Source organism: Mycobacterium sp. E2238 (assembly GCF_001672665.1).
Lineage (GTDB): Bacteria > Actinomycetota > Actinomycetes > Mycobacteriales > Mycobacteriaceae > Mycobacterium.
On sequence record NZ_LZKF01000009.1, the window covers coordinates 1 to 15,610 of the forward strand.

General features: G+C 69.5%; 13 protein-coding genes and 4 pseudogenes. 9 read left to right on the plus strand and 8 right to left on the minus strand.

Annotated features, from left to right (window positions below):
- Positions 1 to 135 (minus strand): DUF2561 family protein (locus A5711_RS27970; RefSeq protein ID WP_156744700.1); only part of this gene is annotated, 135 nt, incomplete at its 3' end.
- On the opposite strand from A5711_RS27970, the pseudogene A5711_RS00695 reads away from it, so the two are divergent.
- A pseudogene (locus tag A5711_RS00695) lies at positions 71 to 505 on the plus strand (MmpS family transport accessory protein); the annotation flags it as partial. The gene A5711_RS27970 and the pseudogene A5711_RS00695 sit on opposite strands and share 65 nt — an antisense overlap.
- Positions 505 to 1,152, plus strand: coding sequence for a DUF2561 family protein (locus A5711_RS00700; protein WP_067943093.1), 648 nt, complete (start codon positions 505 to 507; stop codon positions 1,150 to 1,152). The pseudogene A5711_RS00695 and the gene A5711_RS00700, both read left to right, overlap by 1 nt.
- A 3-nt stretch (positions 1,153 to 1,155) precedes the next feature.
- On the opposite strand, the gene A5711_RS00705 is transcribed toward A5711_RS00700, so the two are convergent.
- Entirely contained in the window at positions 1,156 to 1,389 is a 234-nt protein-coding gene (locus A5711_RS00705; RefSeq protein ID WP_067943095.1) for a hypothetical protein, read from the minus strand.
- 333 nt (positions 1,390 to 1,722) lie between these two features.
- Between A5711_RS00705 and A5711_RS00710 the strand changes: the two genes are divergently transcribed.
- The gene (locus tag A5711_RS00710; protein ID WP_067943101.1) at positions 1,723 to 2,184 is read left to right on the plus strand and encodes a DUF5994 family protein; all 462 of its coding nucleotides are present in this window, start codon (positions 1,723 to 1,725) and stop codon (positions 2,182 to 2,184) included.
- Here the strand turns inward: A5711_RS00710 and A5711_RS00715 are convergent.
- Genes A5711_RS00715 through A5711_RS00730 form a run of 4 tightly spaced genes read right to left on the minus strand, consistent with a single transcriptional unit; the run spans position 2,181 to position 6,607 of the window.
- Positions 2,181 to 3,896: a cytochrome bc complex cytochrome b subunit gene (locus A5711_RS00715; protein WP_067943104.1), complete on the minus strand. Its 1,716-nt coding sequence runs from the start codon at positions 3,894 to 3,896 to the stop codon at positions 2,181 to 2,183. The two genes, A5711_RS00710 and A5711_RS00715, sit on opposite strands and share 4 nt — an antisense overlap.
- Positions 3,893 to 5,104, minus strand: coding sequence for a ubiquinol-cytochrome c reductase iron-sulfur subunit (locus A5711_RS00720; RefSeq protein ID WP_067943107.1), 1,212 nt, complete (start codon positions 5,102 to 5,104; stop codon positions 3,893 to 3,895). The genes A5711_RS00715 and A5711_RS00720 overlap by 4 nt, the downstream gene beginning before the upstream one ends.
- A complete protein-coding gene (locus A5711_RS00725; RefSeq protein WP_067943110.1) occupies positions 5,101 to 5,955 on the minus strand; it encodes a c-type cytochrome in 855 nt (284 codons plus the stop codon). Before A5711_RS00725 ends, A5711_RS00720 begins: the two co-directional genes overlap by 4 nt.
- A 40-nt stretch (positions 5,956 to 5,995) precedes the next feature.
- Complete coding sequence (locus A5711_RS00730; protein ID WP_067274561.1) at positions 5,996 to 6,607, minus strand: heme-copper oxidase subunit III; 612 nt, start codon at positions 6,605 to 6,607, stop codon at positions 5,996 to 5,998.
- A gap of 138 nt (positions 6,608 to 6,745) precedes the next feature.
- Here A5711_RS00730 and trpD point away from each other — a divergent pair, with 138 nt between their 5' ends.
- A complete protein-coding gene (gene trpD / locus A5711_RS27390; protein ID WP_156673189.1) occupies positions 6,746 to 7,840 on the plus strand; it encodes an anthranilate phosphoribosyltransferase in 1,095 nt (364 codons plus the stop codon).
- Here the strand turns inward: trpD and A5711_RS00735 are convergent.
- Positions 7,778 to 9,619: pseudogene (locus A5711_RS00735) on the minus strand (DEDD exonuclease domain-containing protein); the annotation flags it as partial. The gene trpD and the pseudogene A5711_RS00735 sit on opposite strands and share 63 nt — an antisense overlap.
- 149 nt (positions 9,620 to 9,768) lie before the next feature.
- Here A5711_RS00735 and A5711_RS00740 point away from each other — a divergent pair.
- The 4 genes from A5711_RS00740 (at position 9,769) to pimB (ending at position 13,417) form a co-directional block, all read left to right on the plus strand.
- On the plus strand, positions 9,769 to 10,023 hold the full coding sequence (locus A5711_RS00740; RefSeq protein WP_067943112.1) for a hypothetical protein: 255 nt from the start codon (positions 9,769 to 9,771) through the stop codon (positions 10,021 to 10,023).
- A 184-nt stretch (positions 10,024 to 10,207) separates the two neighbouring features.
- Positions 10,208 to 11,359, plus strand: a complete 1,152-nt coding sequence (gene ripC, locus A5711_RS00745; RefSeq protein ID WP_067943114.1) for a peptidoglycan hydrolase RipC — start codon at positions 10,208 to 10,210, stop codon at positions 11,357 to 11,359.
- 46 nt (positions 11,360 to 11,405) lie between these two features.
- Complete coding sequence (locus A5711_RS00750) at positions 11,406 to 12,245, plus strand: hypothetical protein (RefSeq protein ID WP_197500943.1); 840 nt, start codon at positions 11,406 to 11,408, stop codon at positions 12,243 to 12,245.
- Between the two features lie 29 nt (positions 12,246 to 12,274).
- Entirely contained in the window at positions 12,275 to 13,417 is a 1,143-nt protein-coding gene (gene pimB, locus A5711_RS00755) for a GDP-mannose-dependent alpha-(1-6)-phosphatidylinositol monomannoside mannosyltransferase (RefSeq protein ID WP_067943115.1), read from the plus strand.
- Positions 13,418 to 13,423: 6 nt separating this feature from the next.
- Here the strand turns inward: pimB and A5711_RS25890 are convergent.
- Positions 13,424 to 15,246, minus strand: a pseudogene (locus A5711_RS25890) (long-chain fatty acid--CoA ligase).
- Between the two features lie 141 nt (positions 15,247 to 15,387).
- On the opposite strand from A5711_RS25890, the pseudogene A5711_RS00770 reads away from it, so the two are divergent.
- Positions 15,388 to 15,610, plus strand: a pseudogene (locus tag A5711_RS00770) (polyketide cyclase / dehydrase and lipid transport); the annotation flags it as partial.

Consider the following 15,610-nt stretch of genomic DNA (forward strand, 5'->3'; position numbering starts at 1 on the left):
CGGGATCGCCCCGGCGATGATCAGCGCGGACACGATGATCACGGCGTACAACACCCAGGAGGTGCTGTGCGCGCCGCCGCCCACAACCGAACCACCGCCCCCGCCACCGACGGAGACACAGACCGTGACGGTCACGCCTGCACCGCCGCCGCCACCGCCGGCGCCCGCTCCGGCGCCGCCGCCGGCCGCCTCGGCGGCCGCGGCGCCACCCCCGCCACCGACGACACCGACCGGGCCGCGACAGGTGACCTATTCGGTGACCGGCACCAAGGCGCCCGGCGACATCATCTCGGTGACCTACGTCGATGCGTCCGGCCGGCGGCGCACCCAGCACAACGTGTACATCCCATGGTCGATGACCGTCACGCCCATCTCGCAGTCCGACGTCGGCTCCGTCGAGGCGTCCAGCCTCTTCCGCGTGAGCCGGCTGAACTGCTCGATCACGACAAGCGACGGGACGGTCCTTTCGTCGAACACCAACGACTCACCGCAGACGAGCTGCTGATGGTCAGCAGGTATTCGGCGTACCGCCGCGGGGCGGGGGACGACACCATCTCGCCCGACGTCATCGACCGCATACTGATCGGGGCGTGCGCCGCCGTCTGGCTGGTGCTGCTGGGCGTGAGCGTGGCCGCGGCCGTCGCCCTGGCGGACCTGGGGCGGGGCTTCCACAAGGCGGCCAGCGGCGCGCACAGCACCTCCTGGGTGTTGTACGCCGTGATCATCGTGTCCGCGCTGATCATCGCCGGGGCGATCCCGATGCTGTTGCGGGCCCGCCGGATGGCCCAGACCGAGCCGGCCGCCCGGGGGATGACCGCCGCCAACCGGCCCCCGGTGCGCCTCATGTCCCAGGCGCCGCGCACCGCGGCCGAACGGGCCCGGCAACCCCGCGTGCAGGCACCCGTTCCGGCCGCCGACTCCGAATGGTCGGGTGAGGCGGTCGATCGGGTGTGGTTGCGCGGCACCGTGTTATTGGCGACCGCGATCGGCGCGGCGCTGGTCGCGGTGGCCACGGCGACCTACCTGATGGCTGTGGGCCACGACGGTCCCTCCTGGGGCGCCTACGTGGTCGCCGGCGTGATCACGGCGGGGATGCCGGTGATCGAGTGGCTGCACGTTCGTCAGCTGCGTCGCGCTGTGGCCGCGCAGTAGGCGCTACGACGCTTTGGCGTACCTGCGGACCCGTTCGTCCTCGCCGAACGTGCTCGTGTGCTGCGTGCCGTTGTCGTCACGGCCGAAGAACGTCCAGCGCCGGGGAGTCGTCTGCGGCCCGCTGATCATCTTGACGGTGTAACGCAACTTCGTGGGACGCAGCGTGCCGATGATGTCACCGACCCGGATCTTCGAAGGATGGATCTCCGGGGCGTCATCCCAGTCCTGTATCGCCATTACGCCCGTCCTCGTCGTGTAAGCCCCCCGCTCACCTGGACAGCGCCACGGTCGGACCCTCGCCACTGTAGTGCACCGACGGGGCCCGGTCGTTCCCTCAGCCGTCGTGGCGGCCGTCCGCCACCCTGGCCGCTCCCGAGGGCCGCTGTTGGCGTAGCGTCAACCGCGAGCCGTTTCGTTGTCGGCGGTGGTCGCCGTGACCGATGCGGCGTCATCCACGGGCAATGCGATTCCTCCGTCCGTCCCGCGCTCGCCGGGGCGAACGACGCCGACGTGAAGGGAACCGCCCGTGAAGGTTGCAGAACTTCCTGGCCGTGCCGGCCAGGTGCGGGGATGACCGAATTGTTCGAACGCCGACGCCGAGCCAACCCCGTCCGGCTGTCGGTTTGCCGTGAACTCGGCCGCCCCATCGACGGCGCGTGGTGGCCACGCGCGGACCGCATCACCAACGAACTGCCCGAGGTGGTCGCCCTGCTGACCCCATTGCTGGGCGACATCAACGCGATCAACGTCAACTGGCCGCCACTGCAGCGGCCACCCGACTTGAACTGGTCGGGCTGGGAACGCAAGCGCCAGCACGTGATGACCTTCGTCGGGGACGACGCACGCGTCAACCTGCTCGTCATCCCCTACGCGACCTACAGCGCGCTCGCCCTCATGGTGCTGCGCTGCGCGGCCGGTCTGCCCGTCGAAGCGCGCGACCAGACGAAGTCGGCGTTCGTCACCGCCGGCTCCATCGTGCGGGCCGCCCAGCAACAATGCTCGACGGCCTGCACCGAACCAGCGCGCAGCTAGTGGTGCTCGCCGTTCGACCCGTTCGACCCGTTCTTGCCGTTCGACCCGACGATGCTCTGCTGGTGCTCGCGCAGGGCGGTGAGCGCACGTTGCTCGGAGCTGTGTGCCGCCTCGCGCAGCGCCGCATCCTCCGACGCGGGGTCGGCGAACAGGAAGCTGCCGCTACCCGGTGAACCGGCCGAGCCCAGCTTGTTCATCCGCTTGGGCAGCGCCGCACCCTGGTACTCGAGCGGGAGCGGGTGGCCGTGGTCGTCGACCGGTCCGAGCGGCTGATGCAGCTCGATGTATGCGCCGTGCGGCAGCCGCTTGATGATGCCCGTCTCGATGCCGTGTGCGAGCACCTCCCTGTCACTGCGCTGCAGCGCAACGCACCACCGGTAGGCGATGAAGTAGACCAGCGGCGGGAGGATGACCATCCCGATGCGGCCGATCCAGGTCGTCGCGTTCAGCGAGATCTGGAACTTGAACGCGATGATGTCGTTCATCGCCGCCAGTGTCAGCAACATGTAGAACGAGATCGCCATGGCACCGATCGCGGTGCGCACCGGGGCGTCCCGTGGCCGCTGCAGCAGGTTGTGGTGGGCGCGGTCGCCGCTGAATCGCTTCTCCAGGAAGGGATAGATGATCAGCAGGACGAAGATCAATCCCATAATCAGCGCCACCCACACGGCGGCGGGGATGGTGTGGTGCCAGAAGTAGAACTCCCACGGCGGCCAGATACGGGCCAGGCCCTCGGTCCACATCATGTAGAAGTCGGGCTGCGAGCCGGCGGACACGTGAGATGGCTTGTAGGGGCCCAGGTTCCAGATCGGGTTGATCTGCAGCAGCCCGCCCATCAGGCCGAGGACCCCGACGATCGCGGCGAAGAACGCGCCGGACTTGACCGCGAAGATCGGCATGACGCGCACACCGACGACGTTGTGCTCGGTGCGGCCCGGGCCGGGGAACTGGGTGTGCTTCTGGAACCAGACCATCGCCAGGTGCAGCCCGATCAGCGCCAGGATGATGCCCGGAATCAGCAGGATGTGCAGGGCGTACATGCGCGGGATGATGTAGCCCGCGGTCGCACACTCGTTACCCACACCGCCGCAGGGGAAGTCGCCACCGAACAGGGCCCAGTGCAGCCAGGTGCCGATGATCGGCATCCCCAACGTGATCGAGGAGAGCGCGGCGCGCAATCCGATACCCGACAACAGGTCGTCAGGCAGCGAGTAGCCGAAGTATCCCTCGAACATGGCCAGGATCAGCAGCAACGACCCGATGACCCAGTTGGCCTCGCGGGGCCGGCGGAACGCGCCGGTGAAGAAGATGCGTGCCAGGTGCACCATGATCGACGCCGCGAAAATCAGTGCGGCCCAGTGGTGTACCTGGCGGACGAACAGGCCGCCGCGCACCTCGAACGAGATGTCCAGCGTCGAGGCGAAGGCCTTGGACATGTCGACGCCCCGCAACGGCTGGTACGCGCCGTTGTAGGTGACCTCGGCCATGGACGGGTCGAAGAACAGCGTCAGGTACACGCCGGTGAGCAGCAGCACGATGAAGCTGTACATCGCGATCTCGCCCAACAGGAACGACCAGTGCGTCGGGAAGACCTTGTTGAGCTGCCGGCGTACCGCGGCCGAGGGGTGATAGCGGGTATCGATGTCTTCGCCCTGACGAGCCAGGACGTCGCCGATCTTCGGCGGTTTCGGGGGACTCAGTTTTGGACTCATGTTGTCGTCCTCTCCCAGAATGCCGGTCCGACGGGCTCGACGAAGTCACCGTTGGCGACCAGATACCCGTTGGTGTCGATCGTGATGGGCAGTTGCGCCAGCGCGCGGGCCGCCGGGCCGAAGATCGGCTTGGCGAAATGCAGGGCGTCGAACTGCGACTGGTGACATGGGCACAAGATTCGGTAGGACTGCTCCTCGTACAGCGACGCGGGGCAACCCAGGTGCGAGCACACCTTGGTGTAGGCGAACAGCTCGCCGTAGTTGAAGCTCTCCTGGCCCTGGCGCTTGACCACCCGGGGCATGTCGGACGGCCGAATGCGGATGAGCATGACCGGGTTTCGAACGCCCTGGTTGATGGCGCGAAGCTTTTCCTGGGATTCCGGCGTGGTGCCGTCACCGTCGGATTCGCGCCACGGGAAGACGGTCTCCATGCCGCCGGCGTCGAGGTCTTCGGGGCGCATCTTGACGAACGGCGATGCACCGGCCGAGCCGGTTGCCCGCGCGAGGAAGATGGTCTCGCCCGCATACCGCGGTGTCCAGCCGGACGTCCACAGCACGGCTTTCTTCCCATTGGCGGTGGGCACGACCGGTTTCCACGGGTTCTTGATCAGACCGCCGGCGAAGGCCACCAGCGTCGACAGGCCGAACGCGCCGAGGCCCAGGCCGAGCGACGCCCCAATCACCTTGCGCCGCCGGACGGTTGAGCCGTCCAGGGCGTCGGTCAGGTTCGCCACCACTGTCTTGCGGTCGATGTCCCGGGAGGCGCCGTCGTGCCGCTCCTGGATCGAAATCTCTTCCGGGATAAACCTTTTCTGGTACAGGATCGTGCCGATGGCGATCGACAGGATCGACATCCCGAAGGTCAGCCCGTACAGCGGGGTGGCCAGGTCGTACAGCAGGCTGTTCGGGGCGTCCTTGGGCTTGTACTCCCACGGCCAGAACAAGAAGACCAGCAGCAGCGCCAGCCCGAAACCACCGCCGAGCAGGAGCCACAGGGCGACTCCGCGCTCGGCGCGCTTCTCGGCTTTGGTGCCCTCGACGGGCCAGCGGGGTTCCTTGACGATCGTCTCGACGCCGTCGAGCTTGCCGCCCAGCGCGACCAGTTCCTGCTGGGACATCGCGGCCAGCGCCGCGTCATCGGGTTCCCTCTCGCCGACACCGTGGGCGGTCCCGCCGGTGTCCGAGCCGCGAACGTCGTCTTCGCTCATGATGCTCGTGCCCCAATCCACAGTGCCAACGCGATGGCGGCGACCATTCCGATGATCCACGCGGCCATGCCCTCGGGCGCGGGCCCGAAGCCGCCGAGGCCGTAGCCGCCGGGCTGGCGCTCTTCAGTGACCGACTTGATGTAGCCGATGATGTCCTTCTTGGCTTCGAAGGACAGCTGACGGTCGGAGAACTTCGGCATGTTCTGCGGACCGGTCCGCATGGCGGCCAGGATCTGCTGCTCGTTGGGCGGCTCGAGCGGCGGCGCGTACTTGCCCGACGACAGCGCCCCGCCCTTGCCGGTGAAGTTGTGGCAGGAGGAGCAGTTCAGCCGGAACAGGTCACCGCCGCGGCCCAGGTCGTCGCCGCGCAGCGACTTCATCGCCAGGCTGCCGTCCGGGTTGCGCACCGTCGTCGGACCGCCGCCGTTGGCCTGCACGTACGCGCCGAGCGCGTCGACCTGTGCCTCGTCGAAGATCGGCTCCTTGCGCGGCGCCTGGGCCTCGCCGGTCATCGCGGGCATCCGGCCGGTGGAGACCTGGAAGTACACGGCCTCCTCGCCGACGCCGATGAGGCTGGGCCCGCGGTCGGCCACACCCTGCAGGTTCGCGCCGTGACAGGACACGCACGACGTGTCGAACAGCTGCTTGCCGGTCCGCAGCAGCGCCGAGGACGACTCGTCGGCGACGGCCACCTGCGGGCGCGGCGTCAGCACGGCGGCCAGGCCGCCGGCGATGGTCAGCGCGATAAGCAGCAACAGCCCGCCCGACAGACGGCGGCGCAGCCGCCGGCGGGAGCGGTCGCGCTGCCCTTGTCGCGGCTTCCGGTTTCGCATGGACCCCAGCTTCTTCAACCGAGCACTCCTGTTCATTCCGTTATTCGGAGCCGCCGGCTCATCGGATGAAATAGATCACGGTGAACAGCGCGATCCACACGATGTCGACGAAATGCCAGTAGTAGGACACGACGATGCTCGCGGTGGCCTGCGCCGGCGTGAACTTGCTCATCGCGGTGCGGGCCAGCAAGAAGATGAAGGCGATCAGACCGCCGGTGACGTGCAGGCCGTGGAACCCGGTCGCCAGGTAGAACACGCTGCCGTAGGCGCTGCCGGGGATCGTGGTGCCGTGCGTGGCCAGGTGGTAGTACTCGTAGCCCTGCCCGCAAACGAAGAACAGGCCCATCAGGAAGGTGATCACGTACCAGCGGCGCAAACCGAAGACGTCGCCGCGTTCGGCCGCAAACACACCCATCTGGCAGGTGAACGACGACGCGATCAGCACGAGCGTCACCGGTACGGCCTGATAGAGGTTCAGCTCGGTCGGTGGCGGCGGCCACTTGCCGCCGGACTGCGCACGCGCGGTGAAGTACATCGCGAACAGGCCAGCAAAGAACATCAGCTCGCTGGAGAGCCAAACGATGGTGCCGACACTGACCATGTTCGGTCGATTCAACGAATGAACGCGCGACGTGATTGCAGTACCTGAGGTCCCTACAGCGCTGGTCACATCCGCAAGTATGACGCTTTGTAGTTGATTAACTCCACCCGGGGCGGCATTTGATGTTTTCGCGTCGCGACGCCGTCCGGGACGGGCGCCTTTCCGCGCCGGTTGGGGCAGGTCGGGTCCGCGTGGGACCATCGGCGCGTGGCTCTGTCATCTCAGGCTTCCACCGGCGGGTCCGCCGCTCGACCGGCCGGGGCGGCACCCTCGTGGCCAGGGGTTCTGGCCCGGTTGATGGGCGGTCAGGATCTGGTGCGCGGCCAGGCCGCCTGGGCCATGGATCGAATCATGGCCGGCGACGCGAGCCCGGCGCAGGTCGCATCCTTTGCGGTGGCGATGCAGATGAAGGTCCCGACCTCGGCCGAGGTCAGCGAGCTGGCCGACGTCATGCTGGACCACGCGCGCCCGATGCCCGCCATGCCCGACGACAGCGTGGACATCGTCGGGACCGGTGGTGACGGCGTCAACACCGTCAACCTTTCCACCATGGCGGCAATCGTGGTCGCGGCCGCCGGCGTGCCGGTGGTCAAACACGGCAACCGCGCGTCGTCGTCGTTGTCCGGCGGTGCCGACACGCTCGAGGCGCTCGGGGTGCGCATCGACCTCGAACCCGAACAGGTGGCGCAGAGCCTCGCCGAGGTGGGCATCGGGTTCTGCTTCGCGCCCCTGTTCCACCCCTCGTACCGGCATGCCTCGGTGGTGCGCCGCGAGATCGGGGTGCCGACGGTGTTCAATCTCCTTGGGCCCCTTACCAATCCGGCTAGGCCGCGGGCCGGACTGATCGGCTGCGCGTTCGCCGACCTGGCCGAGGTGATGGCGGGGGTCTTCGCCGCGCGCAGGTCCAGTGTGCTGGTGGTGCATGGCGACGACGGGCTTGACGAGTTGACGACCACGACCACCAGCACGATTTGGCGGGTGCAGGCCGGGACGGTGGACAAGCTGACGTTCGATCCGGCCGGATTCGGTTTTGCCCGCGCCGATCTCGACGATCTGTTGGGCGGTGACGCGCAAGCCAACGCGGCGGAGGTGCGCGCGGTGCTGGCCGGTGACAAGGGTCCGGTCCGGGACGCCGTCGTGCTCAACGCCGCCGGGGCGATTGTCGCCCACGCCGGCCTATCCAGCCGCGCTGAATGGTTGCCGGCGTGGGAGGACGGGCTGCAGCGCGCCGCCGCGGCGATCGATTCCGGCGCGGCCGAAGAGCTGCTCGCGCGATGGGTGCGGTTCAGCCAGCAGGTCTGAGTCATGTTGCGCCGCTTGGTCGTAGGCCAGTCGCGCCGAACGCGCCGAGGCCGCCCAGGACGCCCACGCGCCGGCCGACCGCAGCGATGAAGCCCAGCCGGCGGCGTCGGGGGAGTCGTCGACCCGAACGATGCGCACCCCGGGGCCGGCCAGCCAGCGCGCGATGAGCGCGGATTCCTCCACCAGCGCCCCGCCCAGCGGGGCCGCGATGGGCAAAATCGCCTGTGCCCCAGCCACAATGGCGTCGACCACCGGCATCGGAGGCACCCCGCGCCTGGCGGTGCCTGCCGCCGCGAGCTGGCCGTGCCGTACCACGGCGAGGTGGTAACCGCCGTCCCCGTCGGGCGCGGCGGCGATCAGCTCGGGCAGCGCGGCCAGGGCGCGTAACCGCTGGCCGCGCCACAGGATCTCGATGGCGGCGGCGGTGCGGTCGCGCAGGCGGGCGGCGCTTTCGAAATTGCGGCGCTCGGCCAGCGCGGTGACCTGATGCACGGCGGCCGACAGGGCGGTGTTCTCCATCCCGTCGATCAACGCGGCGACGCGCGCCACGGCCGCCGCGTATTGCGTGGCCGTTATGCCGCGCGCCGCGGGACACGGCGCGACCTCCGCCTCGGGGCACGCCGGCCCGTGCAGGACAGAGCGGCTCAGCCGGGCGGTGCAGGTCCGAAGACCGGTGAAGCGGGCCAGCAGCGTGGCCGTGTCGGCGGCGTCGGTGCGCGACCGGAACGGGCCGACGGCGCGGTCGTGGCGCGGTGCCCGAACCACCGCGAGACGCGGGAACGCCTCGTCGGTGAGCGCCACCCACCACCATCGGTGCGGGAACCGGGAACGCCGGTTGTAGGGCGGGGCGTGCGCGGCCAGCAGCCGCAGCTCGCGGACGCCGGCCTCCAGCGCGTGCGCGCATTCGACGTGGTCGACCGCGGTGGCCAGATTGACCATCTCCTTCATCCGGCCACGCGGGTCGGCGCCGGTGAAGTACTGCCCGACCCTGCGGCGCAGGTCGCCGGCGGTCCCGATGTAGAGCACCTCGCCCGACGGGCCGCGAAACAGGTAGACCCCCGGGCGGCGGGGCAGGCCCTCGGCGAGGACCCGCTTGCGCCGCTGGGCCGGCGTCACGTCCGGCAGGTAGGCGCGCAGGTCGGCGTAGGTGTGCACCCCCTGGTTACCCACCCGCTCGATGAGCGCGTGCAGCACGTCGACGGTGGCACCGGCGTCGTCCAGCGCGCGGTGCGTGGGCTGGGTGGCGACGGCGAACAGCCGCGCGAGCGCGGCCAGCCGCACCGTGGGGGCTTCCTCGCGGCTGAGCACCCGGCGGGCCAGCCGCACCGTGCACAGGACGTTCGGTCGCGGCCAGGGAATGTCGCACCGCGCCGCGGCGGCCCGCAGAAATCCGACGTCGAATCCGGCGTTGTGGGCCACCAGCACTGTCCCGTGGTCCAAGCCCGCGAATTCGAGGAACATCGGCAGCACCGCGTCGATGGTCGGAGCGTCGGACACCATCGCGGTGGTGATGCCGGTCAGCCGCACGATCTGCGGCGGGATGCTGCGCTCCGGGTCGACGAGCGTGGCGAACTCGCCGAGCACGGCGCCGCCGCGGACCTTGACCGCCCCGATCTCGGTGATGGCATCCGGCGCATTTCCGTCGGTGCTTTTCGTGCGCCCGCCCGTGGTCTCGAGGTCCACCACCACGAAGGTCGTGTCGCGCAGCGTGACTTCGGCGGCGGCGAAGGACGACTCCAAGTCGGTGAAAGTGAGCTGAGTCGCACCACCGGCACCCATGGCCGCGACGTTAAGCGGGACCACCGACACCCGCGCGGCTCCCACGCCGAGCGAGCCGAAACGCGGCGCCGGGGGTTGTCGGTGGGTGTGGTTACCGTTCGAAGAGTCCGACCTGACGTTCGCCAAGCTTGACCGAGAGGACCGATCCGATGGCACGAAGCAGTGGGCCCGACAGCGACGGCGCGACGGTGCCGGACTCGGGGGCACCGGTGGTGATCGACTGCGACGACTGTGCGGTGCGCGGACCGGGATGCCGCGATTGCGTAGTCAGCGTGTTACTCGGGGTCCCGGGAACTTTGTTGGAGGACGAATGCGCCGCACTGGCGGTGCTCGCCGATGTCGGTCTGGCACCGCGATTACGGTTGGTGCCTATCCGCCGCGAACGCGATTCGGGCGTCGCCTAAGATGCTTTGCGTGCCAAAGGTTTACGAGGGGGTCAGCGCCGTTCACATGATAATGACAGAAATCTTTCCAATTTCTTAACGCCCCGCTTTGGACAAACGCCGATATCGTTTCGTAACCTGTTTGAGACCTAAACCCGCTCGACGGCGCATGGTCGCGTCGATGGCCGTTTAAGGAAGCAAAATCTTGAGGCTTGACTCTAGATACCCGTTTGCGCGTGTCCTCACACGATTTGCCATCGGGACGCTAGCGGGCTTCACCGTCTTATCGGGCGCCCTCGCCGCGAATGCCTCGGCCGACCCGGCCGAAGACGCGCTGGCCAAACTCAACGAGTTGTCCCGCCAGGCCGAGCAGACCACCGAGGCGATGCACAGCGCGCAGCTCGACCTGAACAACAAGCTGGTGGCCCAGCGTGCGGCGGACAAGAAGCACGACGACGCTCAGGCCGCCGTCGATGCGGCCAAGGCTCGCCTGGCGTCGTTCCAGGGCGCCGTGAACAAGCTCGCCGCCGCGACCTACATGGGCGGCCGCGTCGACGGCATGACGGCGATGCTGACCGCCGGATCGCCGCAAGGGCTGATCGACAAGCTGGCCATGCAGCGGCTGATGGCGACGCAGATGGCCGACCAGATGACGAATTTCCGGGCCGCCGGCGAGCAGGCCGCCAAGGCCGAGCGGGAGGCCGCGAAGTCCGCCGCCGACGCCAAGAGTGCGGCCGAGCAAGCCGCCGCGGTGCGAGCGAGCCTGCAGTCCAAGCAAAGTCAGCTGCAGGTGCAGATCGCGGTCGTCAAGTCGCAGTACGTTTCCCTGTCGCCGGAGCAGCGCACCGCGCTCGCCGATCCCGGTCCCGTCCCTGCGGGTCTCCCGGCACCGGGCGCGCCCGCGCCTGAGGCCGCGCCGCCCGGCGCGCCGCAGGCTCCCGGGCAGGCACCCGGTGAGGCTCCGCCTCCCGGCGGAATGCCCGGACCGTTCGGCGGCGGGGTAGGCGGCGGTGACCGCGCGACGGTCGTACAAGCGGCGTTGACGCAGGTCGGTTCGCCGTACGTCTGGGGCGGTGCCGCGCCGGGTGGGTTCGACTGCTCCGGCCTGGTGATGTGGGCCTTCCAGCAGGCCGGCATCTCTCTGCCGCATTCCAGCCAGGCGCAGGCTCAAGGCGGTCAGCCGGTGTCGTTGTCGGACCTGCAGCCCGGTGACGTGGTCACCTTTTATAACGACGCGTCACACAGCGGCCTCTACGTCGGTGACGGCATGGTGATCCATTCCTCCACCTACGGCCAGCCGGTGCGCGTGGTGCCGATGAATGCCGCAGGCCCGGTCCACGACGCCCGCCGCTACTAGCGGCCCCGGCGCGCGGCGCCGGCGGCTGACCACCCTGCTGGCCTGGGTGTTCGTCGTCGAGATCGTGGTGGCTGCGGCCGTGCCGTTCGACGCGGCCGGCGACAGCCGGACCCGCCCCCCGCAGCTGATCACACCCGCACGCAGCCAGGTCAGCGCAGCGACGAAGTCACTGGTCGTCAGCGATCGCACCGTTCGGCTGCTCGGCCTGGACGGTCCGGCCGGCGACCGGTTGCTGTCGCGGGTGGCGTCCGGCATCGGTGCCGCGATCAACGCGGTCGAGGCGTTCTGGGGTGCCGACTGGTCGCGCGACATATCGGTGGTCGCCGCCCATACCGACGAGGAGTTCCGCGCCGCCGCCGGTGGGGGCCCGGCCGCGCAGTGGGCGGACATCGCGGCGGTGACGGTCGCCGAACGCGTCGATCCCGCGCACCGGGTGGTTATCGGTCAGCGCATCGTCTTCGCGCCCGGCGCGGCCAACATGACCGAGGGTGCGCTGCGAATCGTGTTGGCGCACGAGCTTTTTCACTACGCCGCCCGTGCGGACACCGCCGCGGATGCGCCCCGGTGGCTGACCGAGGGCGTAGCCGATTTCGTCGGCCGGCCCCGGACCCCGGTGCCCGTCGACGTGCTGCCGGTCCCGCTGACGCTGCCCTCGGACGCCGACCTGGACGCGCCCGGGTCACAGCGTTCGCTGGCGTACGACCGCGCGTGGTGGTTCGCGCGTTTCGTCGCGGACACCTACGGGACGGCCAAGCTGCACGACCTGTATCTGGCCGTCTGCGGTGTCGGGCGCGCCGACGTGCTCTCCGCCGCCCACGACGTGCTGGCGACCGACTCGCCCGGCCTGCTCGCGCGTTGGCACGAGTGGCTGACCCACGGCGGCTGACCGTACGCGCGTCAGGCTAGCCTGACGCAGTGAGTCGGGTCCTGCTGGTAACCAACGACTTTCCGCCCCGGCCGGGCGGCATCCAGTCCTACCTGAGTGATTTCGTCGGGCACCTGGTCGGCGCCGGGCTGCATTCGATGACGGTGTACGCGCCGCAGTGGAAGGGCGCCGACGCCTTCGACGATGCGGCCGGGGCGGCGGGTTACCGGGTGGTCCGTCATCCCGGCACGTTGATGTTGCCCGGTCCGGCGGTGGACGCCCGGATGCGCCGGCTGATCGGCGACAACGGCATCGACACCGTCTGGTTCGGCGCGGCCGCGCCGCTGGCGCTGCTGGCGCAGCGCGCCCGGCAGGCCGGGGCGACCCGGGTGGTGGCCAGCACGCACGGTCACGAGGTGGGCTGGTCGATGCTTCCCGTCGCGCGGTCGGTGCTGCACCGCATCGGCGACACCACCGACGTCGTCACGTTCGTCAGCCACTACACCCGCGCGCGGTTCGCGCCGGCGTTCGGGCCCAACGCCTCGCTGGAATACCTGCCACCCGGCGTCAACACCGACCGGTTCCGGCCCGACCCGGCGGCCGGCGCCGCGCTGCGCGAGCGGTATCGGCTGGGGGAGCGGCCCACGGTCGTGTGCGTGTCCCGGCTGGTTCCGCGCAAGGGTCAGGACATGCTGATCAAGGCGCTGCCGTCGATCCGGCAGCGCGTCGATGGCGCCGCCCTGGTCATCGTCGGCGGCGGTCCCTACCTGGAATCGTTGCGCAAGCTCGCCCGCGACTGCGGGGTGAGCGAGCATGTGACGTTCACCGGCGGCGTGCCGGCCGCCGAGCTGCCCGCGCACCACGCGCTGGCCGACGTCTTCGCGATGCCGTGCCGCACCCGCGGCGCCGGGATGGACGTCGAGGGCCTCGGCATCGTCTTCCTCGAGGCCTCGGCCACCGGCAAGCCGGTGATCGCCGGTGACTCCGGTGGGGCCCCAGAAGCCGTGCAGCACAACAAGACTGGATTAGTGGTCGATGGGCGCTCAGTGAACGCCGTCGCCGACGCCGTCACCGAGTTGCTCGGCGACCGAGACCGGGCGGCCGCCATGGGCGCGGCCGGGCGGGACTGGGTGACGGCGCACTGGCGGTGGGACACCCTCGCGGTGCGGCTGGCCGAGATCCTCCGCGCCTGACGGCCGCTAATCCTTCTCGTAGATCCAGTCGATGTCGGAGGCGAACTTCTCGGCGACCACGTTGCGCTTGACCTTCATCGTCGGCGTCAGCTCGCCGGTGTCCTCGGTGAAGTCGACCGGCAGGATGCGGAACTTGCGGATGGACTCGGCGTGCGACACCGCCTGGTTGGCGTGCTTGACGGCGGCGTCCACCTCGGCGATCAGGTCCGGGTCGCTGGCCAGATCGGCCACCGACGCGCCGGCCGACTTGTGGTTGCGCTCCTTCCACGCGTCGAACGCCTCGGGGTCGATGGTGATCAGCGCGCCGATGAACGGCTTGGCGTCGCCCACCACCATGGCCTGGCTGATCAGCGCGTGCGCCCGCAGCTGGTCCTCGAGCACGGCCGGGGCGACGTTCTTGCCGCCGGCGGTGACGATGATCTCCTTCTTGCGGCCGGTGATCCTCAGGAAGCCGTCCTCGTCGAGCGCGCCGAGGTCGCCGGTCTTGAACCAGCCGTCGGTGAACGCGTCGTTGGTGGCCTGCTCGTTGTGCCAGTAGCCGCTGAACACCACGCCGCCGCGGACCAGGAGCTCGCCGTCTTCGGCGATGCGCATGCTGTTGCCCGGCAACAACGTTCCGACCGTCCCGATCCTGACGTTGCCGACCTGGTTGACCGTGATGGCCGAGCTGGTCTCGGTCAGGCCGTAGCCCTCGTGGATGGTCAGGCCCACGCCCCGGTAGAAGTGGCCCAGCCGGGCACCCAGCGGCGCGCCCCCTGAGACGGACGCGTGGCATTCTCCGCCCAGCGCGGCGCGCAGCTTGTGATAGACCAGCCGGTCGAACATCGCATGCTTGGCGCGCAGCACCACCCCGTCCAGCGACGGCTCCAGCCAGATCTCCATGGTTCCGGTCAGCGCGCCGGTGACCGCCCAGCGGATCCCCTTGTCGCCGCGCTCCTCGACCACCTGCAGCCGCAGGTCCGGCCACCACCGGCGCCAGCTAGACGGATCGGCGACCGCGGCACCGACACCACCACCGTCGGCTTGAACACCGCGAACATCGGCAGCAGGTTCTTGATGTCGCTGGTGAACCCGACCGTCACCTTGTTGGCGAACGCCGAGAGCGTCAGCGAGCGCGCCAGCACGTGGGCCAGCGGCAGGAAGATCAACAGCCGCTGCCCCTCGTCCAGCAGCGTCGGCAGGCACTCCTTGGCGCCGCGGGTCTCGTACAGCAGGTTGGAATGGGTCAGCTGGCAGCCCTTGGGCCGCCCCGTGGTGCCCGAGGTGTAGATGAGCGTCGCCGGGTCGTCTGCGCGCAGCGCGTCCTGGCGGGCGGTGAGCTCGGCGGGCTCGACCGACGCGCCGGCCTCGGCGAGCTGATCGAGCGCCTTGGGACCCGAGCCGTCGATGTGCAGCACGCGGCGCAAGGCGGGCAGGTCGGCGGTGAGTTCGGTGACCATCGCGGCGTGCGCGTCGGTTTCGGCGAAGGCGACCACCGCCTCGGAGTCCTGCAGCACCCAGCGCACCTGCTCGGCCGACGACGTCTCGTAGATCGGAACGGTGACCGCGCCCACCGACAGGATCGCCAGGTCGATGATCGCCCACTCGTAGCGGGTGGCCGAGAAGATGGACACCCGGTCGCCGGCCTCGACCCCGAGCCCGATCAGACCGAGCGCCGCGGAGCGCACCTGTTTGGCCACCTCCGCGCAGGTGACGTCGGTCCATTCGCCGTCGACCTGACGGCGGAAGATGACGAAGCCGGGGTCTGCGCGCTCGTGCTCGAAGACCATGGCCGCGATGTTGTCGTGTTCGCCGACGGAGAAGCGGGCGGGGACGCTGTACTCACGCACTCTTACTGACCTCGTTTGGCTCGGGTGACGTTCGGGGGGCCGGCTTGTTGCCGTCCAGCCTAATCCGCGCGTTCGTGCAGGAACCGTGGCCGTCTGCCGGGCCCCGGCCCGCCGCGAAGATCGGTGTGTGAAGCTGGGGTGGTGAACAGCATCCAGATCGCCGACGAGACGTTCGTCGCCGCCGACGGTGCGCGGGTCGGTGCCGCGGTCGCCGATCCGTCTAGCTGGCGCCGGTGGTGGCCGGACCTGCGGCTGCAGGTGGTCGAGGAGCGCGGCGACAAGGGGATCCGCTGGGCGGTCACCGGCGCGCTGACCGGAACCATGGAGATCTGGCTGGAGCCGTCGCTGGACGGGGTGGTGCTGC

Excerpts from the sequence above, each read along its gene's own strand:
- A5711_RS00710 (WP_067943101.1), top strand. The coding sequence starts at position 1,723 with ATGACCGAATTGTTCGAACGCCGACGCCGAGCCAACCCCGTCCGGCTG.
- A5711_RS00715 (WP_067943104.1), bottom strand. The coding sequence starts at position 3,896 with ATGAGTCCAAAACTGAGTCCCCCGAAACCGCCGAAGATCGGCGACGTC.
- A5711_RS00720 (WP_067943107.1), bottom strand. The coding sequence starts at position 5,104 with ATGAGCGAAGACGACGTTCGCGGCTCGGACACCGGCGGGACCGCCCAC.
- A5711_RS00740 (WP_067943112.1), top strand. The coding sequence starts at position 9,769 with ATGGCACGAAGCAGTGGGCCCGACAGCGACGGCGCGACGGTGCCGGAC.
- A5711_RS00700 (WP_067943093.1), top strand. The coding sequence starts at position 505 with ATGGTCAGCAGGTATTCGGCGTACCGCCGCGGGGCGGGGGACGACACC.
- A5711_RS00705 (WP_067943095.1), bottom strand. The coding sequence starts at position 1,389 with ATGGCGATACAGGACTGGGATGACGCCCCGGAGATCCATCCTTCGAAG.